General features: G+C 67.7%; 24 protein-coding genes. 11 read left to right on the forward strand and 13 right to left on the reverse strand.

Annotated features, from left to right (window positions below; translation table 11 throughout):
* Nucleotides 1–8 precede the first annotated feature (8 nt).
* The 5 genes from DTS01S_RS17965 to DTS01S_RS17985 all read right to left on the reverse strand — a co-directional run bounded on the left by DTS01S_RS17965 (nt 9) and on the right by DTS01S_RS17985 (nt 4,724).
* Nucleotides 9–629 (reverse strand): LysE family translocator, encoded by a 621-nt coding sequence (locus DTS01S_RS17965; protein WP_034365336.1) that lies wholly within the window; start codon nt 627–629, stop codon nt 9–11.
* A 105-nt stretch (nt 630–734) separates the two neighbouring features.
* Nucleotides 735–1,112 carry a RidA family protein gene (locus tag DTS01S_RS17970; RefSeq protein WP_013803668.1) on the reverse strand — a complete coding sequence of 126 codons (378 nt, stop codon included), beginning with the start codon at nt 1,110–1,112 and terminating at the stop codon, nt 735–737.
* Between the two features lie 40 nt (nt 1,113–1,152).
* The gene (gene kynA / locus DTS01S_RS17975) at nt 1,153–2,013 is read right to left on the reverse strand and encodes a tryptophan 2,3-dioxygenase (RefSeq protein WP_061288268.1); all 861 of its coding nucleotides are present in this window, start codon (nt 2,011–2,013) and stop codon (nt 1,153–1,155) included.
* On the reverse strand, nt 2,010–3,215 hold the full coding sequence (locus tag DTS01S_RS17980; protein ID WP_017407661.1) for an amino acid aminotransferase: 1,206 nt from the start codon (nt 3,213–3,215) through the stop codon (nt 2,010–2,012). The genes kynA and DTS01S_RS17980 overlap by 4 nt, the downstream gene beginning before the upstream one ends.
* A 75-nt stretch (nt 3,216–3,290) precedes the next feature.
* A complete protein-coding gene (locus DTS01S_RS17985) occupies nt 3,291–4,724 on the reverse strand; it encodes an amino acid permease (protein WP_034365342.1) in 1,434 nt (477 codons plus the stop codon).
* A gap of 138 nt (nt 4,725–4,862) precedes the next feature.
* Between DTS01S_RS17985 and DTS01S_RS17990 the strand changes: the two genes are divergently transcribed.
* Nucleotides 4,863–5,333, forward strand: coding sequence for an Lrp/AsnC family transcriptional regulator (locus DTS01S_RS17990; protein WP_016448991.1), 471 nt, complete (start codon nt 4,863–4,865; stop codon nt 5,331–5,333).
* Between the two features lie 24 nt (nt 5,334–5,357).
* On the opposite strand, the gene DTS01S_RS17995 is transcribed toward DTS01S_RS17990, so the two are convergent.
* A complete protein-coding gene (locus DTS01S_RS17995) occupies nt 5,358–5,678 on the reverse strand; it encodes a YkgJ family cysteine cluster protein (protein ID WP_026062772.1) in 321 nt (106 codons plus the stop codon).
* A 195-nt stretch (nt 5,679–5,873) separates the two neighbouring features.
* Between DTS01S_RS17995 and DTS01S_RS18000 the strand changes: the two genes are divergently transcribed.
* Genes DTS01S_RS18000 through DTS01S_RS18010 form a run of 3 tightly spaced genes read left to right on the forward strand, consistent with a single transcriptional unit; the run spans nt 5,874 to nt 8,379 of the window.
* Entirely contained in the window at nt 5,874–6,230 is a 357-nt protein-coding gene (locus tag DTS01S_RS18000) for a FeoA family protein (RefSeq protein ID WP_016448989.1), read from the forward strand.
* Nucleotides 6,227–8,170 (forward strand): ferrous iron transporter B, encoded by a 1,944-nt coding sequence (feoB, locus tag DTS01S_RS18005; protein WP_061288271.1) that lies wholly within the window; start codon nt 6,227–6,229, stop codon nt 8,168–8,170. The genes DTS01S_RS18000 and feoB overlap by 4 nt, the downstream gene beginning before the upstream one ends.
* A 14-nt stretch (nt 8,171–8,184) precedes the next feature.
* The gene (locus DTS01S_RS18010; protein ID WP_016448987.1) at nt 8,185–8,379 is read left to right on the forward strand and encodes a hypothetical protein; all 195 of its coding nucleotides are present in this window, start codon (nt 8,185–8,187) and stop codon (nt 8,377–8,379) included.
* Between the two features lie 50 nt (nt 8,380–8,429).
* Here DTS01S_RS18010 and DTS01S_RS18015 read toward each other — a convergent pair whose 3' ends face one another.
* From DTS01S_RS18015 to DTS01S_RS18030, 4 genes are all read right to left on the reverse strand, one after another.
* Nucleotides 8,430–8,777, reverse strand: a complete 348-nt coding sequence (locus DTS01S_RS18015; RefSeq protein WP_016448986.1) for a YkgJ family cysteine cluster protein — start codon at nt 8,775–8,777, stop codon at nt 8,430–8,432.
* Between the two features lie 94 nt (nt 8,778–8,871).
* On the reverse strand, nt 8,872–9,090 hold the full coding sequence (locus DTS01S_RS18020; protein WP_016448985.1) for a hypothetical protein: 219 nt from the start codon (nt 9,088–9,090) through the stop codon (nt 8,872–8,874).
* A 41-nt stretch (nt 9,091–9,131) separates the two neighbouring features.
* Complete coding sequence (gene argF, locus DTS01S_RS18025; protein ID WP_016448984.1) at nt 9,132–10,064, reverse strand: ornithine carbamoyltransferase; 933 nt, start codon at nt 10,062–10,064, stop codon at nt 9,132–9,134.
* 10 nt (nt 10,065–10,074) lie between these two features.
* Nucleotides 10,075–11,271, reverse strand: a complete 1,197-nt coding sequence (locus DTS01S_RS18030) for an aspartate aminotransferase family protein (protein WP_017406899.1) — start codon at nt 11,269–11,271, stop codon at nt 10,075–10,077.
* Between the two features lie 349 nt (nt 11,272–11,620).
* Here DTS01S_RS18030 and DTS01S_RS18035 point away from each other — a divergent pair, with 349 nt between their 5' ends.
* Nucleotides 11,621–11,938: a DUF3579 domain-containing protein gene (locus DTS01S_RS18035; protein WP_012204103.1), complete on the forward strand. Its 318-nt coding sequence runs from the start codon at nt 11,621–11,623 to the stop codon at nt 11,936–11,938.
* A gap of 235 nt (nt 11,939–12,173) precedes the next feature.
* Here the strand turns inward: DTS01S_RS18035 and rpsT are convergent, their stop codons facing one another.
* Nucleotides 12,174–12,473, reverse strand: coding sequence for a 30S ribosomal protein S20 (gene rpsT, locus DTS01S_RS18040; protein ID WP_016448982.1), 300 nt, complete (start codon nt 12,471–12,473; stop codon nt 12,174–12,176).
* A gap of 181 nt (nt 12,474–12,654) precedes the next feature.
* Here rpsT and murJ point away from each other — a divergent pair, with 181 nt between their 5' ends.
* Nucleotides 12,655–14,220 (forward strand): murein biosynthesis integral membrane protein MurJ, encoded by a 1,566-nt coding sequence (murJ, locus tag DTS01S_RS18045; RefSeq protein WP_061288273.1) that lies wholly within the window; start codon nt 12,655–12,657, stop codon nt 14,218–14,220.
* Between the two features lie 50 nt (nt 14,221–14,270).
* Nucleotides 14,271–15,116, forward strand: a complete 846-nt coding sequence (locus DTS01S_RS18050) for a SirB1 family protein (RefSeq protein WP_016448980.1) — start codon at nt 14,271–14,273, stop codon at nt 15,114–15,116.
* A 19-nt stretch (nt 15,117–15,135) separates the two neighbouring features.
* Here the strand turns inward: DTS01S_RS18050 and DTS01S_RS18055 are convergent, their stop codons facing one another.
* A complete protein-coding gene (locus DTS01S_RS18055; protein ID WP_016448979.1) occupies nt 15,136–16,194 on the reverse strand; it encodes an AI-2E family transporter in 1,059 nt (352 codons plus the stop codon).
* Nucleotides 16,195–16,211: 17 nt separating this feature from the next.
* On the reverse strand, nt 16,212–17,264 hold the full coding sequence (gene purM / locus DTS01S_RS18060) for a phosphoribosylformylglycinamidine cyclo-ligase (RefSeq protein WP_017406901.1): 1,053 nt from the start codon (nt 17,262–17,264) through the stop codon (nt 16,212–16,214).
* A gap of 323 nt (nt 17,265–17,587) precedes the next feature.
* Here purM and hda point away from each other — a divergent pair, with 323 nt between their 5' ends.
* The 4 genes from hda (at nt 17,588) to folK (ending at nt 21,146) form a co-directional block, all read left to right on the forward strand.
* Nucleotides 17,588–18,286, forward strand: a complete 699-nt coding sequence (gene hda, locus DTS01S_RS18065) for a DnaA regulatory inactivator Hda (protein WP_026062235.1) — start codon at nt 17,588–17,590, stop codon at nt 18,284–18,286.
* Between the two features lie 88 nt (nt 18,287–18,374).
* On the forward strand, nt 18,375–19,076 hold the full coding sequence (locus DTS01S_RS18070) for a histidinol-phosphatase (protein ID WP_026062234.1): 702 nt from the start codon (nt 18,375–18,377) through the stop codon (nt 19,074–19,076).
* On the forward strand, nt 19,073–20,656 hold the full coding sequence (pcnB, locus tag DTS01S_RS18075) for a polynucleotide adenylyltransferase PcnB (protein WP_017404874.1): 1,584 nt from the start codon (nt 19,073–19,075) through the stop codon (nt 20,654–20,656). Before DTS01S_RS18070 ends, pcnB begins: the two co-directional genes overlap by 4 nt.
* Nucleotides 20,631–21,146, forward strand: coding sequence for a 2-amino-4-hydroxy-6-hydroxymethyldihydropteridine diphosphokinase (folK, locus tag DTS01S_RS18080; protein WP_016452586.1), 516 nt, complete (start codon nt 20,631–20,633; stop codon nt 21,144–21,146). Before pcnB ends, folK begins: the two co-directional genes overlap by 26 nt.
* Nucleotides 21,147–21,199 lie beyond the last annotated feature (53 nt).

Here is a 21,199-nt window from a genome sequence, read left to right on the forward strand (position 1 = left end):
GCCAGCCATCATGCCAGCATGGCCGCCACGCTGGCGACCAGCAGCAGGGCCAGCAGGCGGTGGAACAGGCGCTGGCGGCGTTCGGTGCGCAGCCAGCCCGAAAGCAGCTGCCCTAGCAGCGCCCAGCTGCCGACCCCAACCAGGCAGGCCAGCAGCGAGATGGCGCAAAACTGCAGCAGCGCCCACGGCGCATTCGCATGGGGCAGCACGAACAGGCCCACGCCGGCCAGCGCCACCAGCCAGGCCTTGGGGTTGAGCGTCTGCACGGCCGTGCCCTGCAACAGCGCTTGCAGCAAGGCCTGCAGCGTGCGCTGCGATCCGGCCTGCTGCTGCGCACCGGCCTGGCCCACAGGCGCGTTGGCCAGCCGCCAGGCCAGCCACAGCAGATAGGCGGCGCACAGCCACTGTGCGGCCGCAGACAGTTGCGGCAGCGTCTGCAGCAGCCACTGTGCGCCCTGGCCCATGACCCAGACCACGGCCGCATAGCTGGCGCTGGCGCCCAGCACATAGGCGGCAGAGACCAGGCGCGAGCGCGCTGCGCCGTGGCGCAGGGCCAGCACATTGACGGGGCCGGGCGTGATGGCGCCGACGAGGGTGAAGACGCCCATGGCGAGCAGCGAGGAGGACATGAGATTTCGCGCGGACGCAGGACTGCACAAGGCACGCAGTCTCGTCCCGCACGCCGCCCCTGTATTGAACGCAATTGCGGGGCGCCGGCATGTCCGTCACAGCCTCTAGGGGAGCATGGCGTAGGCCACGATCTCCAGCTTCATGCCCGGCACCACCAGCGCCGAAATCCCCATGCTGGAGCGGTTGGGATACGGCGCCTCGAAGAACTCGCGGTACACGGCGTCGATGGCCGGCATGTCGGCCACGTCGGTCATGTAGATCAGCACCTGGGTCACATGCGCCAGCGTGCCGCCTGCGGCCTGCAGCGCGTTGCGCAGGTTGGTGAAGGTCAGGCGCGCCTGCTGTTCGATGGGGCCGGTGTCGATGCTGCCGTCGGGCCGCACGGGGCCGTGGGCCGTGAACAGCATCTGGCCGCTGGCCTTGACGGCCCAGGAGAAGGGCTGCTTGAGCGGCGGCAGTCCCACGTCGATGATTTGCTTCATGGTGTCTTGGTTCTTGGTGGTTGTTGTCAGGCGGAAGGCCTTACAGCGCGGTTCTCACGGACCAGATTTCGGGGAACAGCACCACGTCCAGCATCTTGCGCAGATAGCTGACGCCGCCGGTGCCGCCCGTGCCGCGCTTGAAGCCGATGACGCGCTCCACCGTGGTCACATGGCGAAAGCGCCACAGGCGGAAGGCGTCCTCGATGTCGGCGAGCTTTTCGCCGAGCTGGTACAGGTCCCAGTGCGACTGCGGGTCGCGGTAGACCTGCGCCCAGGCGGCCTCGACCTCGGGGCTGGCCGTGTAGGGCTGGGTCCAGTCGCGTTCCAGGTGCCCGGCAGGAATGGCCAACCCCTGGCGTGCCAGCAGGCGCAGGGCCTCGTCGTACAGGGAAGGTGCGCGCCATGCAGCCTCCACCCGCGCCAGCAGGTCCGGGCGGTGGGCATGGGGCTGGAGCATGGCGGCGTTCTTGTTGCCCAGCGCGAACTCGATGCAGCGGTACTGGTAGCTCTGGAAGCCGCTGGAGCTGGCGAGATACGGGCGCATGGCCGTGTACTCGGTAGGCGTCATGGTGGCCAGCACGGACCAGGCGCCGACCAACTGCTCCATGATGCGGCTCACGCGGGCCAGCATCTTGAAGGCATCTGCATGGCGGTCGGCCGCCACGGCGGCCGTGGCCGCGCCCAGCTCGTGCAGCATCAGCTTCATCCACAGCTCGCTGGTCTGGTGCTGGATGATGAACAGCAACTCGTCATGCGTGGGCGACAGCAGTTGCTGTGCGCCCAGGATGGCGTCCAGCTGCAGGTAGTCGCCATAGCTCATGGACTGGCTGAAATCCAGCTGCGCCCTTTCCTCGGCGACGATGCGCTCGGTCAGGCCGCCATGGACGGGGCAGCCGCTCATTGCGGCGACTCCAGCACCGTGGCAATGGCGTCGGCCACGTACTGCACGTTGGCGCCGGACAGGCCCGACATGCACATGCGGCCCGAGCGGATCAGGTACACGCCATGCTCGTCGCGCAGGCGGCGGACCTGGGGCTCGGTGATGCCTGTGTAGCTGAACATGCCGCGCTGGGTCAGCAGGAAGCCGAAGTCGCGCCGCTCGCCAAAGCGTTCATGCAGCGCGCCGTGCAGCTGGGCGCGCATGTCCTTGATGCGCCCGCGCATCTGCGCCAGCTCCTGCGCCCATTGGGCGCTCAGCTCGGGCGATGCCAGCACCTGCTGCACCAGGCGTGCGCCACGGGTGGGTGGCGAGGAATAGTTGCTGCGCACCGTGGCCTTGAGCTGGCCCAGCACATTGCCGGCCGTGGACGCGTCGTTGCAGACCACGCTGAGGCCGCCCACGCGTTCGCCATACAGCGAGAAGTTCTTGGAAAACGAATTGGCCACGAAGGCCTGGGCGCCCGCATCGGCCAGGGCGCGCACGGACCAGGCGTCTTCATCGAGCCCATCGCCAAAGCCCTGGTAGGCCATGTCCACGAAGGGGATCAGGCCGCGCTCCACGATCACCGGGATCAGTTGCTGCCACTGCTCGCGCGACAGGTCCACGCCCGTGGGGTTGTGGCAGCTGGCATGCAGCAGCACCACGCTGCCCGAGGGCAGTTCGCGCAGCGTCTGCAGCATGGCGTCGAAGCGCAGGCTGCCCGTGGCCGCGTCGTAGTAGGGATAGCTGTGGGTGCGCAGTCCCGCGCCCTGGAAGATGGCCAGGTGGTTGTCCCAGGTGGGATCGCTGAGCCAGACCTCGGCGCCGGGGAAATAGTGCTGGATGAAGTCCGCGCCCAGCTTGAGCGCGCCCGAGCCGCCCAGGGTCTGCACGGTGGCGATGCGCTGGCTGCGCACGGCCTCATGACCGGCGCCGAACACCAGGTCCTGCACCAGCTGGCGGTAGGGAGCAATGCCTTCGATGGGCAGGTAGCCGCTGGGGCTTTGCTCGCGGGCCAGGGCATCGCCGGCCTGGCGCACGCAGTCCAGCACGGGCAGGCGGCCGGCCTCGTCGAAATACAGGCCGATGCTCAGGCTGACCTTGTCGGCGCGTGGGTCCTGCTGGAAGGCCTCCATCAGCGACAGGATGGGATCTCCGGGGTAGGGCGGGACGTGGCTGAACATCGAGGCGCGGGCGGTATCGAGGGGGGCAAGAGTCGTCATGTGTCTAAGGCAGAGAGAGAAACGGGAGGCCGGATGTCACCGGGCGGGAACCTGGGCTTGGGTGGATGTTGGGGTCTGGGTTGGGGTCTGAGGGGAGGGCTGGCCGGCCGGCCGGCGATACCAGATGGCGTAGACGGCGGCCAGCAGCAGCAAAAAGGGCAGGCCCGTGAGCACGGTCAGGCGGAACACGTCGGTGAACAGCGTGGACACCAGGGCGGCCAGCATCAGCGCCGCGCCCAGCAGCGTCAGCACCGGAAAGCCCCACATGCGAAAGGCCAGCGGCTTGTTGCCCTGGCGCACCCAGTGGATGCGGAAGAACAGGTGGGTCACGAAAATCATGAACCACGTGAACATGGCGCCGAACATGGCCACGGCCATCATCAGCATGAAGGACTGCTCGGGATTGATGATGTTGAACAGCGTGGCCACGGCAATGCCCAGGCAGGACAGCAGCAGCGCCGGCAGCGGCACGCCGCGCGAGTTCACGCGGCCCAGCACGGCGGGCGCATGGCCGGCGCGCGAGAGGCTGAACATCATGCGGGTGGTGATGTACAGCTGGCTGTTCATGGCCGACAGGGCGGCCACCAGCACCACGAAATTGACCACGCTGGCCGCGCCGGGCAGGCCGATGATCTCCATCACCTTGACGAAGGGGCTGCCCTCCTTGCCGGCGGCCGACCACGGCACGATGGCCAGCATCAGCGCGATCGTGGCCAGGTAGAACACCACCAGGCGCACCATGGTGGAGCGGAAGGCGCTGGTGACGGCGCGCTGCGGGTCCTTGGCCTCGCCGGCGGCTACCGCGATCATCTCGATGCTCAGGTAGCTGAAGATGGCGATGATCACGCCCACCCAGGTCCCCCACAGGCCGTTGGGGAAGAAGCCGCCGTTGTTGACGTAGTTGGCAAAGCCCACGCCGTCCGGACGGGCGCCGAACACCACCCAGGCGCCGACCACGATGAAGGCCGCGATGGCGATGATCTTGATCATGGAGAAGCTGTACTCCACGGCGCCGAAGGCCTTGACGCTCATCATGTTCACGCCGATGAGCGCGCCCGAGAAGATCACCACCCAGGCCCAGCGCGGCACCTCGGGGAACCAGTAGCCCATGTACAGGCCCACGGCCGTCACCTCGGTGCCCACGGCCAGCACCACGCAGGCCCAGTAGGCATAGCGGACCATGAAGCCGGCCATCGGGCTGATGTAGTGCTCGGCATAGGCGCCGAACGAGCCCGAGGTCGGGTGGGCCACCGTCATCTCGGCCAGGCAGCCCATGAGCAGCAGCGAGATCACTGCGCCGATGGCATAGCTGATCAGCACGCTGGGCCCGGCAAAGCCGATGGCAAAGCCGCTGCCCAGGAACAGGCCGGTGCCGACGGCACCGCCGATGGCGATCATGGTCATCTGTCCGGCGGACAGCTGCTGTTTGAGTCCGGCTTCGCGCTGGACGATGTCTTCGAAGGCTGGCATGGGTTGTTGTCTCCGTTGCTGTGGGGGGCTTCGGAGGCGGATGCTATGGACGGCCTTCGCGGGGCGTTTAGTAGTTATCCCTAAATCGACTTGATCTTGGATAAGTTATTCTGTGAAACATGAATTCATAGGTGGTTTATGCCAATCGACATCGACAGAACGGACCGGCTGCTGATCCGCGCCCTGCAGGACAACGCGCGGCTGACCTCGGGTGAGCTGGCGCAGCGTGTGCATTTGTCGCAGTCACCGTCATGGCGGCGCATCAAGCGGCTGGAGGACGAGGGCGTGATCACCGGCTACCACGCCGCGCTGAGCCGGCGCGCCATAGGTTTTGGCGTGCTGGCCTTCGTGATGGTGGGCATAGACCACCAGAACGAGGAGTCCTCGCGCCATTTCCAGGAAGCGGTCTGCGCCATTCCCGAGGTCGTGATGTTCCACGGCATCTCGGGGCCGGAGGACTTCCTGCTGGTCGTCGTGGCGCGCGATCTCGACGCCTATTCCGATCTGCTGCTCAGCCGCCTGCACCGGCTGCCCGGCGTGCGCCAGGTGCACACGCATTTCTCGCTGCAGGAATTCAAGGGACAGCTGGCGGGGCTGCCGGTGGAATGACGGCTGGTGGCGCCTGGCAGGCTGCTAGAGCAGGCCGCTGTCCAGCGCCTGCATGCCATGGCGCACGCGCACGCGGTTGCAGGCATCGCTGCCGGCGGCGAACTCGCGGCAGGGCGAGGGGCGCCATTCATAGATGCCGCAATGGGCCTTCTCGCCCACCTTGCCGACCAGGGCCGCGCAGCGGGGACGCGCCCAGTCGGTTCCGCGCATGCGGCAGGTGTGGTCGGTGACTTCCTCGGCCAGCCCGGCTGGCACGCGGCCGCCCTGCGCCTGCGACTCGTGCACGGAAAAGTCCACGCGAAACGATGCGCAGCAGGCGCCGCAGCTCAGGCAGGGATGGGTCATGGCGTGGGGAGGGGAGTGCGCAAAGGCCGTGTCGGCGTCGGCCGCCATTGTGCCGCGCGCCGCTCGCCTGGGCCCGCCAGGGGGCAAAGCCGGGAACGCAAAACCCTGTCCCGCACTCCGATACCATGCGCGGTCCCGCCGCCCGGGTTCGATCAAAATCAAAATGAGAATAAAAATCAATTGATACAACACGCCATGCATTCGATGAACCCCGCGACGGACGCTGCGGCTCCGTCCACGCTGTCCGCGCCTCCCATGTCCTCCTCTGCTGCCGTTGCCGCCGTTGCTGCCACCACGGCCATCACCCTTGATGCCCTGCCCCGCCAGGTATCGGCGCGCGTGGTCGAGCTCCATGCCGCACGCGATGCCAGCGAGCAGGAACTGCTGCTGCGGCTCATGGAGATCGGCTTTCTGCCCGGCGAGCCCGTGCGCATCCTGGCCGCGGGCTTTCCGGGCGACGACCCGCTGGCCGTGCGCGTGGGCCAGACCACGTTCGCTTTGCGCCGCCATGAGGCGGCCCTGGTGCGCGTGGCGCCGGAGGCGGTGGCATGAGCGCGTCGTCCTCTCCCAAACTCATTCAGCCGCTGCAGCCTGCCCAGGGCGGCGGCGGCAGCGGTGATTCCGCACTGCGCCTGGCCCTGCTGGGCAATCCCAACTGCGGCAAGACGGCGCTGTTCAACCTGCTGACCGGCGCACGCCAGAAGGTGGCCAACTACGCGGGCGTGACCGTTGAGCGCAAGGAAGGCTGGCTGAGCACGGCCAGCGGCCGGCGCGTGCGCGTGCTGGACCTGCCGGGCATCTACAGCCTGCATGCGCACAGCGAGGATGAGCGCATCACGCGCGACATCGTCTCGGGTCGCCATGCGCGCGAGGCGCCGCCCGAACTGCTGGTCTGCGTCACCGACGCCACCCATCTGCGCCTGAACCTGCGCCTGGTGCTGGAGGCCCAGCGCCTGGGCCTGCCCATGCTGCTGGTGCTCAACATGAGCGACATGGCCAGGCGCCAGGGCATCGATATCGACCGCGAGGCGCTGTCACGCGCCCTGGGCATGCCCGTGCTGTCCACGGTGGGCGTGCGCCAGGACGGCGCGCGCGAACTGCTGCAATGGCTGGACGGCCCCGAAGCCCGCGCCCTGGCGGCGCCGCAGCTGCAGGCCCCGGCCCGCCCGGGCGATGCGCGCGAGCAGGTGCTGGCCCTGCACCAGCAGGTGGCCCGCATCATGGCCGACTGCGTCAAGGAGCCCGTGGTGGATACCCGGCGCGACGACCGCATCGATGCCGTGGTGCTGCACCCGCTGTGGGGCATGCTGCTGCTGGCGGCCACGCTGTTCCTGATGTTCCAGGCCGTGTTCAGCTGGGCGCAGCCGCTGATGGATGGCATCGAGGGCGGCGTTTCGGCCGTCTCGGCCCTGGTCAACGAGCACATGCCCGAAGGCGCGCTGCGCAGCCTGCTGGCCGATGGCGTGATCGCCGGCACGGGCGCCGTGCTGGTCTTCCTGCCGCAGATCCTGATCCTGTTCCTGTTCATCCTTGCACTCGAGGATTCGGGCTACCTGCCGCGTGCCGCCTTTTTGCTGGACCGCATCATGGGCAAGGTCGGCCTGTCGGGCCGCTCCTTCATTCCGCTGCTGTCCAGCTTCGCCTGCGCCGTGCCCGGCATCATGGCCACGCGCTCCATCACCAGCTGGCGCGACCGCCTGGTGACCATCATGATCGCGCCGCTGATGACCTGCTCGGCGCGCCTGCCGGTCTATGCGCTGCTGATCAGCGCCTTCATTCCCGAGCGCACGGTGGGCGGCATCTTCAATTTGCAGGGCCTGGTGCTGTTTGCGCTGTACGTGGCCGGCATCGCCAGCGCCATGGCCGTGGCCGGCGTGGCCAAGCTGGTGGGCCGCAGCGCCGGCCCCACGCCGCTGCTGATGGAGCTGCCCTCCTACCGCTGGCCCAGCCCGCGCAGCCTGGCCCTGGGCCTGTACGAGCGCGCCATGATCTTCCTGCGCCGCGTCGGCGGCATCATCCTGACCGTGAGCATCGTGCTGTGGTTCCTGGCCAGCTACCCGGCGCCGCCCGATGGCGTCACCGAAGCGGCCATCCGCTACAGCTTTGCAGGCCGCATCGGCGGCTGGCTGGAGGTGGTGCTGGCGCCGATCGGCTTCAACTGGCAGATCGCCATCGCCCTGGTGCCCGGCATGGCCGCGCGCGAAGTGGCCGTCAGTGCCATGGGCACGGTCTATGCACTGTCCGCTGCCAGCGACGAGGCCATGGCCGAGCAGCTGGGGCCGCTGATCGCCCATACCTGGTCCCTGGCCACGGCGCTGTCGCTGCTGGCCTGGTTCGTGTTCGCGCCCCAGTGCATTTCCACGCTGGCGGCCGTGCGGCGCGAGACCAATGGCTGGCGCTATCCGCTGCTGATGACGGGCTACCTGTTCGCGCTGGCCTACCTGGCCAGCTTCATCACCTACCGCGTGGCCCTCGCGCTGGGCGCGGGCTGAGGAGGGCATTGAGCATGTGGCAAAACATCATCGTGGGCGTGATCGTGGTGGTGGCGGCCGTGTCCCTGGTCTGGCGCTACCTGCCGGCGCGTTGGCGGCTGAAGGCCGGTCAGCTGCATCCGTCGCTGGCGCCCAAGGACGGGGGCGGCTGCGGCGGCTGCAGCGCCTGCGGCGGAGACAGCTGCGCACCGGACAGGCGCCAGCCATAGCGCCAGGTCGGTCGACAGGCCGGTCGCCGGGCCGCCGGCCGGTTGCACGCTCAGGCAGCGGCCAGCCAGATGCGGGCGCCGTCATCCAGCGCAGGCAGGCCATGCGCCAGGCGCGCAGCGTTGCAGCGGTCCGTGCCCATCTCGAATTCCCGGCAGGTCGATGAGCGCTGCTCGTAGATGCTGCATGCCACCTGTTCGCCGCAGCGGCCCGTGAGGGCCGTGCAGCGCACGGGGCGGCGCTCGGTGCCGTTCATGCGCCAGCGGTTGCCGTGGACCTCATGGGCCAGTTCATCGGGAACGGTGCCGCCCATGGAGCGCAGCTCGTAGACGGAAAATTCGACACGGAAGTGTTCGCAGCAGACGCCGCAGTTCAGGCAGGGATGCAGGGCTTCGGACATGGAAGTTCTTCTTCGGGAGACAGCAGGGCACGCACAGGCTTGCCGCGCCCGGTGCCCGGGGCGGCGCATAAGGCTGGGAAGAGGGGGTGCGGCCCTAGGTATGGCCCTGGAGGAACTTCAGATAGAAGGTGTGGATGCGCACGAACAGCGCACGCACCCGGGCCGCGAAATGCCGGCGCGGCCCGAAGAACGAGGGCACGCGCGTATGGCGTGCAATGTGCGGATGGCGCAATGCGCAGCCGCCCAACGGAAACACCGCCTGGGGGCGCTTGGCCTGCAGGCGGTGTCTGGAGTGTTCGTGGCTCAGGTGCATGGGTGTGAGGGAATGCGCCTGGGCCAAAGGAGTGGGCGTGATCAGCCCGGCTGGCGGCCCAGCAGCAGGTACTCCATCAGTGCCTTTTGCACGTGCATCCGGTTCTCTGCCTCATCCCAGACCACGGACTGCGGCCCGTCGATGACCTCGGCCTGCACTTCCTCGCCACGGTGGGCGGGCAGGCAGTGCATGAACAGGGCGTCGGCACGCGCGGCGGCCATCATCTCGGCATCCACGCACCAGTCGGCGAAGGCCTTCTTGCGGGCCTCGTTCTCGGCCTCGTAGCCCATGCTGGTCCACACGTCGGTGGTCACCAGGTCGGCGCCCTTGCAGGCATCCAGCGGGTCCTTGAAGACCTTGTAGCAGCCCTCGCGCGGCGCCTTGCCGCCAAAGGCCAGCTTCTCGTCCACTTCGTAGCCGCCCGGCGTGCTGACGTGGACGGTGAAGCCCAGCAGGTCGGCAGCCTGCAGCCAGGTGTTGGCCATGTTGTTGCCGTCGCCGACCCAGGCGACAGTCTTGCCCTGGATCGAGCCGCGGTGCTCGATGAAGGTGAAGATGTCGGCCAGGATCTGGCAGGGGTGGAACTCGTTGGTCAGGCCGTTGATGACGGGCACGCGCGAGTACTCGGCAAAGCGCACGATCTTGTCCTGGCCGTAGGTGCGGATCATCACCAGGTCGGTCATGCGGCTGATGACGCGCGCGCTGTCCTCGATGGGCTCGGCGCGGCCCAGTTGGCTGTCGCCCGTGGTCAGGTGGACCACCGAGCCGCCGAGCTGGTACATGCCGGCCTCGAAGCTCACGCGGGTGCGCGTGCTGGCCTTCTCGAAGATCATGGCCAGCGTGCGGTCGCTGAGCGTGTGGTGCTTTTCGTAGTTCTTGAACTTCTTCTTGATCAGGGCCGCGCGCTCGAGCACATAGGCGTACTCGTCGGCCGTGAAGTCGGAAAACTGCAGATAGTGCTTGATGGCAGTCATAGGCAGGTCCTCATTCGGACAGGAATTGCACGATCAGGGGCTTGAGCTTGGCGACCACTTCGTCGGCCTCGGCCTCGGTCATGATCAGCGGCGGCACCAGGCGCACCACGGTGTCGGCGGTCACGCTGAACAGCAGGCCGGCTTCGGCGCCACGGCCCAGCAGGGCGCCGCAGGGCTTGTTCAGCTCGATGCCGATGATCAGGCCCTGGCCGCGAACATCGACCACGCCCTTGACGTCGGCCAGCTCCTTTTGCAGCGTGGACTTCAGGCGGTCTCCCACCTTGGTGGCATGGGCCAGCAGGCCGTCTTCTTCCATGATGCGGATGGTTTCGATGCCCGCACGCATGGCCAGCGGATTGCCGCCGAAGGTGGAGCCGTGGTTGCCCGGCTGCAGCACGGTGGCCGCCTTGCCATGGGCGACGACGGCGCCGATGGGCACGCCCGAGCCCAGGCCCTTGGCCAGGGTCATCACGTCGGGGACGATGCCGGCCCACTGGTGGGCGAACCACTTGCCCGTGCGGCCCATGCCTGCCTGGACTTCGTCGAACATCATCAGCCAGCCGTTGGCATCGCACAAGACGCGCACCTGCTGCATGTACTCGATGCGCATGGGGTGCAGGCCGCCTTCGCCCTGGATGGGCTCCATCATCACGGCAACCACGTCGGGGTTGCCGGCCGTGGCCTGCTGCAGCGCCTCGAAGTCATTGACCGGCACGCGCAGGAAGCCGTCGAGCAGCGGGCCGAAGCCGTCGCGCACCTTGGGGTTGCCCGTGGCCGTCATGGTGGCGATGGAGCGGCCGTGGAAGGCATGCTCGTAGACCACGATCACCGGCTTGGCGATGCCCTTGTCCACGCCGTACTTGCGCGCGATCTTGATGGCGGCCTCGTTGGCCTCCAGGCCCGTGCTGCAGAAGAAGACATTGGTCATCTTCGCGCGCTCGGTCAGCAGCTTGGCCAGCGTTTCCTGGCCGGGCACATGGTAGTAGTTGGAGGTGTGGATGAGCTTGGCCACCTGGTCCTGCAGCGCAGGCACCAGCTTGGGGTGGTTGTGGCCCAGCGTGTTCACTGCAATGCCGCCCAGCGCATCGAGGTACTGCTTGCCGTTGACGTCCCACACGCGGCAGCCCTGGCCTCGCTCCAGAGCGATCGGTACGCGGCCATAGGTGTTCATCACGTGGGGCGAGGCAGCCTCGATGAAAGCGGTCATTGCAAAAATCTCCTGAGCTGGAAAGTAAACGGCATCCGGGCGTTGCCGCCGCAGATGCCTGAAAAACAGCGAAGCCCGATTCTAGGGGCCGCGCAATGGCCTACCGTTGCGGTTTGCGCATCACAGCCATGCAATGAACCTACGCCACACTTGGTTAGTGCGCTGCACAACGGCCCAGCTCTTATATAAGAGATAAAATGCCCGCTTGGCCTGCCGGCAGCGATCCTGTCTGCGGGCTCTGGCTTTTTTGAAGGACTTGCGCAAACAGGAAGTGGCAAGGTGCTGGGCCCCTTGGCAAGCCGCCTGTTTTGCTCCTTGTTGCGCAAGTCGTATTTTGGTGCGCATCCTGATGGTCTCTCCCTCCAGCAAAGAACTGTTCATCCAGGGCATCACCCACGAAGGCAAGACTTTCCGGCCCAGCGACTGGGCCGAGCGGCTGGCAGGCGTCATGAGCCAGTTCCGCCCCGGTGGTGCCCAGCGCGGCAGCCACCTGAGCTACTCGCCCTGGTGTGTTCCCACAACGCTCAACGGCGTCAAGTGCGTGGTCGTGCATCGCGACCTGCGCGACTACGAGCCCATGGCCTGGGATTTCTGCCTGAATTTCGCCAAGGACAACAACCTGCAGGTTGCCGAAGCCTGCCTGATACCGGACGAGCCGGCCCGCTGAGGCCGGCTTCTTTTTTTGCGGGGTCGGTTCCCGCCCGATGTGAAGCGCGCCTGGGGTGCGTTTTTTTTCGACTGCGCTTTGCTGGAGCCGGGCTTTTCCTTCGGTGCGATTGCCGATGGCGGCGCTTTTGTCCAGGCACAAAAAAACCGCCCGAAGGCGGTTTTCTCGTTCGCTGACAGCGCACCCGTTACAAACGGCAGATGGCCGGGGCCATCCGTGCGGTTGCCTAAGTGGATTAGGCGGCGGGGGCTGCCAGGGCCTTGACCTTGGCGGACAGGCGGCTCTTGTCGCGAGCGGCCTTGTTCTTGTGGAAGATGCCCTTGTCGGCGATCGTGTCCAGAACGGATTGGGCTGCGGCAAACAGTTCGGTTGCCTTGGCCTTGTCGCCAGTCAGAACGGCCTTCTCGACCTTCTTGACGGCGGTGCGGTACTTGGAGCGCAGCGAAGTGTTGGCTGCGTTGAGCTTGACGTCCTGGCGGGCGCGCTTGCGGCCGGATGCCAGGCGGGGGTTCTTCTTTACGGGCTTGGATGCCATGATATGTATTCCTAGTGTCTGAGGATGTTGTCGGCGAAGCGCGGGAGTATAGCATGCAGTCCCTCCAGGGCCTGTGGGCCCCAGGCCGCGCAATCGGGCCTGTTGCAACGGAGTGCAAGAGCCGTCCGGCCCGCCCGGGCACGCAACTGCGGTGGCCGTGCCAGCGCATACACTCCCCACGGTGTCACTGTTCAAAGCCGCCTCCACCGTTTCCCTGCTGACGCTGGCCTCCCGTATCACCGGGCTGGTGCGCGATCTGCTCATGGCCTCCATGTTCGGAGCCAATGCGCTGACCGATGCGTTCAATGTCGCGTTCAGGATTCCCAATCTCTTTCGGCGCCTGTTCGCCGAAGGCGCCTTCAGCCAGGCCTTCGTGCCGGTGCTGGCCGCCAGCAAGGCCAAGGAGGGGGAGGAGGCCACGCGCAGGCTGATCTCCCATGTGGCCACGCTGCTGTTCTGGGTGCTGCTCGTGACCTGCGTGCTGGGCGTGGTCGGCGCGCCGCTGCTGGTCTGGCTGCTGGCCAGCGGCCTGCGCCAGTCGCCCGAAGGCTATGACGCAGCCGTGCTGATGACGCGCTGGATGTTCCCCTACATCGGCTTCATGTCGCTGGTGGCGCTGTCGTCCGGCGTGCTCAATACCTGGCGGCGCTTTGCCGTCTCGGCCGCCACGCCCGTGCTGCTGAACCTGGCCATGATTGCCGCCGCCTTCTGGGGTGCACCCTGGCTGCAGGCGCGCGGCATAGAGCCCATCTATGCCATGGCCGGCGGTGTGATGCTGGGCGGCGTGCTGCAGCTGGCGGTACAGCTGCCGGCGCTGGCAGGCCTGGGCCTGCTGCCCCGCATCGGGTTTTCTCCAGCCGCCTTGCGCCAGGCCTGGCAAGAGGCCGGCGTGCGCCGCATCCTCCGGCTGATGGCGCCGGCGCTGCTGGGCGTGGGCGTGGCCCAGGTCTCGCTGATGATCAACACCCAGATCGCCTCCTATCTGCAACCGGGCAGCGTGACCTGGCTGTTCTATGCCGACCGGCTCATGGAATTTCCGACGGCGCTGCTGGGCGTGGCGCTGGGCGTGGTGCTCACGCCCCAGCTGGCCGCGGCCAAGGCGGCCGACGACTCGGAGCGCTACTCGGCCATGCTGGACTGGGGGCTGCGCCTGGTGGTGCTGTTTTCCGTGCCCTGCGCGGTGGGGCTGCTCACTTTCGCCGAGCCGCTCGTGGCCACGCTGTTCCACCGTGGCGCGCTGCAGGGCAGCGATGTGGGCCAGATCGCGCTGGCGCTGGTGGGCTACGGCGCCGGCCTGGTGGGCCTGGTGGCCATCAAGGTGCTGGCGCCCGGCTACTACGCAAGCCAGGACATCCGCACGCCCGTCAAGATCGCCATCGTGGTGCTGATCATCACCCAGCTGCTCAACCTGGTGCTGGTGCCCTTCATGGCGCATACGGGTCTGGCGCTGTCCATCGGCCTGGCGGCCCTGGTCAATGCGGGCTGGCTGCTGTGGGGGCTGCTGCGCCGGGGCGTCTACCGTCCCAAGCCCGGCTGGGGGCGGCTGGCCTTGCAGGTGATTGCGGCCAGCAGTCTGCTGGCCGTGCTGCTGACCTGGGGAAGCCAGCATTTCGACTGGATTGCGCTGCGTGCCAACGGATGGCAGCGCGTGGGCCTGCTTGCCGGCCTGATGGCGGCCTCGGCCCTGCTGTACTTTGGCGCGCTGTGGGCAGCCGGGCTCAAGCTGCGGGCACTGCTGCGGCGCTAGCCCGAACCCGCATAATTGCAGGCCTGGGCGCTGCAAATTCACAAGGCATCATGAGCTGGAGCTACGACGACACGCCAACGGCCCTGCAATACTTTGCAGCGCTGGTGCAAAGCGATGAACACCTGCCGCTGATGGAGGCGGCAATCAGCATCGCCCAGGATGCCGTGCCCGATCTCGACCTGCAGGCGGCCAGCGCCGAACTGGACCGGCTGCAGGTGCGCCTGGTCCAGCGCCTGGCTGGCGAAACCGATCCGCTGCAGTGCCTGCGCGGACTCAACCAGTTCTTCTACGGCGAGCTGGGCTTTGGCGGCAATCTCAACGACTACTACGACCCCGCCAACAGCTACATCCACCATGTGCTTCAGACGCGGCGCGGCATTCCCATCAGTGTGGCGCTGATCTGGCTGGAGCTGGCTGCGGCCATCGATCTGCCGGCGCAGGGCGTGAGCTTTCCCGGCCATTTCCTGGTCAAGATGCGCCTGCCCCAGGGGCAGGTGGTGATGGACCCGTTGAGTGGCGAGTCCTTTTCGGCCAACAGCCTGGCCGAGCGGCTGGAGCCTTTCTGGCAGAGCGCGGGCCTGTCGGCCGAAGAGGCCGCTCCGCTGGGCATGTACCTGCAGGGCGCCTCGCCGCGCGACGTTCTGGAGCGCATGCTGCGCAACCTGCAGGAGATCCACCATGCCCGGCGCGACTGGCCGTTGCTGGTGGCCGTGCTCAACCGGCTGGCCGTGCTGCGGCCCGACATGCCCGAGATCCTGCGGGACCGGGGGCTGGCCTATGCGCAATGGGGGGTGACCGAGCGTGCGCTTGAAGACCTGGAGCGCTTCCTGCAGTCCCAGCAGGGCGCGCAGGCCGTGGCCGTGCGCGAGGTGATCCGGCGGCTGAGAGGGCTGTAGCCGCCCGCGCGTGGGCTGATCAGACCAGCCGGACGGCTTCCAGCTCTTTCTTGAGATAGGCGTAGAACAGCGGAGCCGCCACCAGGCCTGCAGGGCCGAACACCGATTCGGCCACGAACATCACCGCCAGCAGCTCCCATACGCCCATGTGCGTGCGCTGGCCCACGACCTTGGCGTTGATCACGTACTCGGCCTTGTGGATCAGGATCAGAAAGCCCAGGCAGGCGGCGGCGGCCACAGGGGACACCGACAGGCCCACGATGGTGATCACCGCATTGCACAGCAGGTTGCCCACGATGGGCACCAGGCCTGCAATGAAGGTCAGCGTGATCAGGGCTGGCGTGTAGGGCAGGGTCAGGTTCCAGTGCGGCAGCACGCCCAGAAGGAAGATGGCCGTCAGGAAGGTGTTGAAGGCCGCAATCCAGAACTGGGCCGCCACGATCTGGCGGAAGGCCAGTCCCATGAGCCGGATGCGCTCGCGCAGCGCTGCCACCAGGGGCGGGCGGCGCGTGACCATGGGCCGCACGGCGGCCAGGGCGCCGATGATCAGGCCCACGTAGGCATAGAGCAGGCCGGTGAGCCAGGCGCGGCCCGCATGGGCCAGGGCGCCGGCCTTGGCGGCCAGGTAGCTGGCCAGCAGGTGCTGGATTTCCTGTGCGCCGTCCGGCAACTGGTCGGCCATGTCGGCCGGAAGCTTGTCACGCAGCTCCAGCACCGTGTGCGCCAGATAGTCGAGCAGCTCGCGGTACTGCTGCGGCGCGTCGGTGATGTAGGTGCGCGTGTGCGACAGCGCGCCGCTGAGCAGGGCCAGCGGCGCAAGAATGACGATGGTGGCTGCCACCAGTTGCGTCCAGCGCGGCAGCGAGCCGCGCCGGGACTTGGGCTGGGCGCGTGACAGCAGCCCGGCAAGCGCGCGCGTGACCAGAAAGCCCACGCAGACGCACAGCATGCCCGGCAGCAGCCCCTGCCACATGATCAGCAGCAGGGCGCCGGCCATCAGCACATAGCTGGACAGCGTCACGCCGCGCGTGGGCGCGGGCTGCGGGGAGATGATGGGCGAGGGCAGGTGCTGGGTCATGCGCTGCGGGCCCGTGGTCAGCGGACCTCGACAGGCTCGCCCTCGCCGCGTGCGGCGATGCGTCCGATGGTGTGGACCGTCTCGCCCAGCTTCGCGAGCGTGGCGGCCGTGGCTTCGGCAGCCTCGGCGGGCACGACAACGACCATGCCGATGCCGTTGTTGAAGGTGCGGTTCATTTCCACGGCGTCGATGCCGGCCGTCTTCTGCAGCCAGGCGAACAGCTCGGTCTGGGGCCAGCTGCCGGCATCCAGGTGGGCGGCCAGGCCTTCGGGCAGCACGCGGGGGATGTTCTCCAGCAGGCCGCCGCCCGTGATGTGGGCCAGCGCCTTGATGGGGTGCTGCTCCAGTGCGGCCAGCACGTTCTTCACGTACAGGCGCGTGGGTTCCATGATGGCCTGCTTGAACGGCTTGCCGTCCAGCGATTCGGGCAGGCTGCCCTGGGCTTCGGCGCGCTCGATGCACTTGCGCACCAGGGAGAAACCGTTGGAGTGCACGCCGGCCGAGGCCAGTCCCAGCACCACGTCGCCAGCAGCAACGCTCTGGCCCGTGAGGATCTTGGACTTTTCGACGGCGCCGACGGCAAAGCCGGCCAGATCGTATTCGCCGGCCGGGTACATGCCGGGCATTTCGGCGGTTTCACCGCCGATCAGTGCGCAGCCCGACAGCTCGCAGCCGCGCGCAATGCCGCCGACCACGGCAGCGGCCGTGTCCACGTCCAGCTTGCCGCAGGCGAAGTAGTCGAGGAAGAACAGGGGCTCGGCGCCCTGGACCAGCACGTCGTTGACGCTCATGGCCACCAGGTCGATGCCGACGGTGTCGTGCATGTTCCACTCGAAGGCCAGCTTGAGCTTGGTGCCCACGCCGTCGGTGCCCGAGACCAGCACGGGCTCCTTGTAGCGCTTGGGCACCTCGAACAGTGCGCCGAAGCCTCCGATGCCGGCCATCACGCCTTCGCGCATGGTCTTCTTGGCCAGCGGCTTGATGCGCTCGACCAGCGCGTCGCCAGCGACGATGTCGACGCCGGCGTCTTTGTAGGAGATCGGGGTAGAGGAGGGGGCAGAAGAGCTCATGGATGGGTACGGTGCGGTAGGCCCGAGGCCGGGCTGGAACCCCGGGATTCTACGGCGCCGGCCGCCGGCAGGCGCGCGCGCCAGTGGGCTTCGAGGGGGCTTTCGTTGCACAAGCGGGCCGGCTGCCGCCGTGCCGTGCGCCGCGCAGACTAAAATCCCTGTTGCGCCCGGGAACGCCCCGGCGTCGCCCGCCTTGCCGCAGCGCTGCGGCAGGGCGGGCCTGTCTTTGCTATCAACCCAATGCCGTTGCCGATTCCTTTGCCTGCTTTTGCCGCATGGACCCGCCTGGACACAGGAAAGGGGGCGCTGCGCGTATGTCGCAGATGAAGCAGCTGGCTCTGGATATCAGCATGGCGTCGAGCCCGACGCTGTCGCGCTTTTTCGTCGGCCCCAATGCCGCGGTGATCGATCATTTGCGCCATTGGGTGGGCGATGGCCGCATGCAGACGGCCCGCACGCCAGTGCCCACTTATCTTTGGGGCGAATCGGGCTCGGGCAAGACCCATCTGCTCAAGGCCGTGCGCGAGGCCCTGCGCGAGCAGGGTGCCATGGTGGGCTGGATGGATGCCTCCACCCTGTTCCCGCCGCCCTTCGACGAGCGCTGGGCGGCGGTGCTGATGGACGATGTGGACATCTACACTCCGCTGCAGCAGGCGCGGGCCTTCAACTGGTTTGTGAATGCGACGAGCCCGGCCACGGGCTCGCCGCGCTGGGTGCTGGGGGCCGGCCCGCTGCCGCCGGCAGACCTCAAGCTGCGCGAGGATCTGCGCACGCGGCTGGGCTGGGGCCATGTGTTCCAGCTGCAGCTGCTCGACGAAACCGCGCGCCGCGCGGTGCTGCGCCAGGAGGCCGATGCCCGTGGCGTTTTTCTGGGCGACGATGTGATGGACTACATGCTCAAGCGCTTCTCGCGTGACCTGGGCAGCCTGATGCAGCTGCTCGACATGCTCGACGGCTTTGCGCTGCGCAACAAGCGCGCCATCACCATTCCGTTGCTCAAGACGATGCTGGAAACCGAATGAGCCCGCATTTTCTTGTGGGCAGGGACTGCGGGAGCCGGCGGAGCCTGCGTTGCAAGGGCAGCGCGGGACCCATTTTTTTAGGATATGCATGACCTCTGATCAGAAGCAACTCCGGCCCCGGCTGGCGTTGTTCGACCTGGACCACACGCTGCTGCCGCTCGATTCGGACTATGAGTGGGGCGAGTTCACGACGCGCATCGGCTGGACCGATCCGGTCGAGTTCGGCCGCCGCAATGCCGAGTTCTTCGCGCACTACCAAGCGGGCACGCTCGACGTGCACGACTATGTGCGCTTTGCCACCGAGGCCTTCTGCGCCCGTGGCGCGCAGCAGGCCGCCGAGGCGCACGAGCGCTTCATGCGCGAGGTGATCACCCCCGCCATCCGTCCCCAGGCACTGGGGCTGCTGCGCACGCACCAGCAGGCGGGCGACCAGATCATCATCGTCACGGCCACCAACGAGTTCGTGACGCGCCCCATCGCCGCCGCACTGGGCGTGCAGGAGCTGATTGCCGTGGAACTGGAGCGCGACGCCCAGGGCTGGTTCACGGGCGAGATCCGTGGCACGCCCAGCATGCGCGACGGCAAGGTCCAGCGCATGCAGCAGTGGCTGGATGCGCGTGGCCTGGACTGGGGCGGCGTGGAGAGCTTCTTCTACAGCGACTCCTGGAACGACGTGCCCCTGCTCGAGCGCGTGGACCATCCCGTGGCCACCAACCCCGACGCACGGCTGCGCGCCCTGGCCCAGGAACGTGGCTGGCGCATTCTGGACCTGTTTGGCGAAGCACCATGATCAAGAACATCATCGACAAGCTGCTGGGCAAGGCCTCGGCCGCCCCACGGGCGCGCAAGTCGCCCTTCGGCAAGCGCCAGGAAGTGCCCGTGCAGGTGCACGGCATCGACCCCAACCTGGTGGACCGGCGTGCCATCGACGTGGTCGAGACGCTGCAGGACGCCGGCTACGAGGCCTACATCGTCGGCGGCGCCGTGCGCGACCTGCTGCTGGGCCTGCGCCCCAAGGACTTCGACGTGGCCACCAATGCCACGCCCGAGCAGGTCAAGGGCCTGTTCCGCCGCGCCTTCATCATCGGCAAGCGCTTTCGCATCGTGCACGTGGTGTATGGCCGCGGGCGCGAGAACGAGGTCATCGAAGTCTCCACCTTCCGCGCCTTCCTGGACAACAGCGCGGCCGAGGCCGTGAGCGGCAACGAGCGCACCAGCAAGGCCCAGCTCGCCGGCATGCACCATGCGGTGGACGCCAGCGGCCGCGTGCTGCGCGACAACGTCTGGGGCCCGCAGGACCAGGACGCCACGCGCCGCGACTTCACCATCAACGCCATGTACTACGACCCGCGCACGCAGATCGTGGTCGACTATCACAAGGGCATCGACGACGCCAAGAAGCGCATGCTGCGCATGATCGGCGACCCGGCCACGCGCTACCGTGAAGATCCGGTGCGCATCATCCGCGCCGTGCGCTTCGCCGCCAAGCTGGCGGGCAAGGGCTTCAAGCTCGAGCCCAAGACGGCCAAGCCCCTGGTGGAGTGCGAGCCGCTGCTGGCCGATGTGCCGCAAAGCCGCCTGTTCGATGAAATGCTCAAGCTGCTGCAGACCGGCCATGCGCTGGCTTCGGTTGAGCAATTGCGCGGCCTGGGCCTGGCGCGCGGCATCTACTCGCTGCTGGATGTGGTGGTCGAGCGTGCCGAGCAGCCCTTCGTGCAGGCCGCTCTGACCGATACCGATCGCCGTGTCGAGGAAGGCAAGCCCGTGGCGCCCAGCTTCCTGCTGGCCTGCGTGCTGTGGCATGACGTGAAGACCGGCTGGGAGCGCCGCCTGAACCAGCGCCAGCACCCGTTTCCCGCGCTGCAGGAATCCATCGACGAAGTGTTCGACCAGCGCATCGGCGATGTCTCGGGACGCGGCAAGCTGGCCGCCGACATGCGCGAGATCTGGGTCATGCAGCCGCGCTTCGACAAGCGCACGGGCGCCACGCCGTTCAGCCTGGTGGCCCAGCCGCGCTTTCGCGCGGGCTTCGACTTCATGCGGCTGCGCGCCGACATCGGCGAGGTCGAGGAAAGCCTGGCCAGCTGGTGGCAGGAGTTCCAGAATGCCGACGACGCGCGCCGCGACGACCTGATCGCCCAGGCGCGCGACGAGCAGCGCGCCCGCCAGCGCAGCGCCGAACCCAAGGTGCACCGCGTGCCCAAGGTCCGCCAGCCGCGCGATGGCGTGAACCTGGCGGAAGGCGTGCAGCCTGAGGATCCCGCACCGGCACAGGCTGGCGGCGAGGAGGCTGCAGCGCCCAAGAAGCGGCGGCGCCGCCGCCGCAAGCCCCAGGGCGGGGGCGATGGCGGCATGGGCGGCGATGACTGAGCCAGGCCACTGGGTCGCCATCGGCCTGGGTGCCAACCTCGGTGACTGCGGCCAGGCCCTGGGCCAGGCCTTGAAGGCCATCGGCGGCCTGACGGGCACGCGCCTGCTGGCCGTCTCCTCGCTCTACAGCACGGCGCCCATCGATTCCAGCGGTCCCGACTATCTGAACGCCGTGGCCGCCGTGCGCACCACGCTGCAGCCGCTGGCGCTGCTCGATGCGCTGCAGGCCATCGAACTGGCGGCCGGGCGCGAGCGCCCCTACCGCAATGCGCCGCGCACGCTGGACCTGGACATCGAGCTGTGGGGCGACGAGCGCATCGCGCTGCCGCGCCTGAGCGTGCCGCACCCGCGCATGCACGAGCGCGCCTTCGTGCTCGTGCCGCTGGCCGAGATCGCGCCTGAGCGCGTCACGCCCGCGCAGCTGCAGGCCGTGGCGGGGCAGGGCATCTGCCTGGCGCACAAGCCTGGCTGGCATCTCCGGCAAGCCTGAATCCCGACAGTGGCCTGAATGAAAAAGCCGCAGCGCCCTGAGGGCGGCTGCGG

The organism is Delftia tsuruhatensis NBRC 16741, assembly GCF_001571325.1.
GTDB classification, from domain to species: domain Bacteria; phylum Pseudomonadota; class Gammaproteobacteria; order Burkholderiales; family Burkholderiaceae_C; genus Comamonas; species Comamonas tsuruhatensis.

Coding starts and splice junctions, on each gene's coding strand:
- DTS01S_RS17965 (WP_034365336.1), bottom strand. CDS start 629: ATGTCCTCCTCGCTGCTCGCCATGGGCGTCTTCACCCTCGTCGGCGCC.
- purM (WP_017406901.1), bottom strand. CDS start 17,264: ATGAGCTCTTCTGCCCCCTCCTCTACCCCGATCTCCTACAAAGACGCC.
- DTS01S_RS18000 (WP_016448989.1), top strand. CDS start 5,874: ATGCATTCGATGAACCCCGCGACGGACGCTGCGGCTCCGTCCACGCTG.
- DTS01S_RS17990 (WP_016448991.1), top strand. CDS start 4,863: ATGCCAATCGACATCGACAGAACGGACCGGCTGCTGATCCGCGCCCTG.
- DTS01S_RS18055 (WP_016448979.1), bottom strand. CDS start 16,194: ATGACCCAGCACCTGCCCTCGCCCATCATCTCCCCGCAGCCCGCGCCC.
- DTS01S_RS17995 (WP_026062772.1), bottom strand. CDS start 5,678: ATGACCCATCCCTGCCTGAGCTGCGGCGCCTGCTGCGCATCGTTTCGC.
- kynA (WP_061288268.1), bottom strand. CDS start 2,013: ATGAGCGGCTGCCCCGTCCATGGCGGCCTGACCGAGCGCATCGTCGCC.
- DTS01S_RS18070 (WP_026062234.1), top strand. CDS start 18,375: ATGACCTCTGATCAGAAGCAACTCCGGCCCCGGCTGGCGTTGTTCGAC.
- argF (WP_016448984.1), bottom strand. CDS start 10,064: ATGACTGCCATCAAGCACTATCTGCAGTTTTCCGACTTCACGGCCGAC.
- DTS01S_RS18020 (WP_016448985.1), bottom strand. CDS start 9,090: ATGCACCTGAGCCACGAACACTCCAGACACCGCCTGCAGGCCAAGCGC.
- DTS01S_RS17970 (WP_013803668.1), bottom strand. CDS start 1,112: ATGAAGCAAATCATCGACGTGGGACTGCCGCCGCTCAAGCAGCCCTTC.
- hda (WP_026062235.1), top strand. CDS start 17,588: ATGAAGCAGCTGGCTCTGGATATCAGCATGGCGTCGAGCCCGACGCTG.
- DTS01S_RS17985 (WP_034365342.1), bottom strand. CDS start 4,724: ATGCCAGCCTTCGAAGACATCGTCCAGCGCGAAGCCGGACTCAAACAG.
- DTS01S_RS18050 (WP_016448980.1), top strand. CDS start 14,271: ATGAGCTGGAGCTACGACGACACGCCAACGGCCCTGCAATACTTTGCA.
- pcnB (WP_017404874.1), top strand. CDS start 19,073: ATGATCAAGAACATCATCGACAAGCTGCTGGGCAAGGCCTCGGCCGCC.
- DTS01S_RS18030 (WP_017406899.1), bottom strand. CDS start 11,271: ATGACCGCTTTCATCGAGGCTGCCTCGCCCCACGTGATGAACACCTAT.
- DTS01S_RS17980 (WP_017407661.1), bottom strand. CDS start 3,215: ATGTTCAGCCACGTCCCGCCCTACCCCGGAGATCCCATCCTGTCGCTG.
- folK (WP_016452586.1), top strand. CDS start 20,631: ATGGCGGCATGGGCGGCGATGACTGAGCCAGGCCACTGGGTCGCCATC.
- rpsT (WP_016448982.1), bottom strand. CDS start 12,473: ATGGCATCCAAGCCCGTAAAGAAGAACCCCCGCCTGGCATCCGGCCGC.
- DTS01S_RS18015 (WP_016448986.1), bottom strand. CDS start 8,777: ATGTCCGAAGCCCTGCATCCCTGCCTGAACTGCGGCGTCTGCTGCGAA.
- DTS01S_RS18010 (WP_016448987.1), top strand. CDS start 8,185: ATGTGGCAAAACATCATCGTGGGCGTGATCGTGGTGGTGGCGGCCGTG.
- feoB (WP_061288271.1), top strand. CDS start 6,227: ATGAGCGCGTCGTCCTCTCCCAAACTCATTCAGCCGCTGCAGCCTGCC.
- DTS01S_RS18035 (WP_012204103.1), top strand. CDS start 11,621: ATGGTCTCTCCCTCCAGCAAAGAACTGTTCATCCAGGGCATCACCCAC.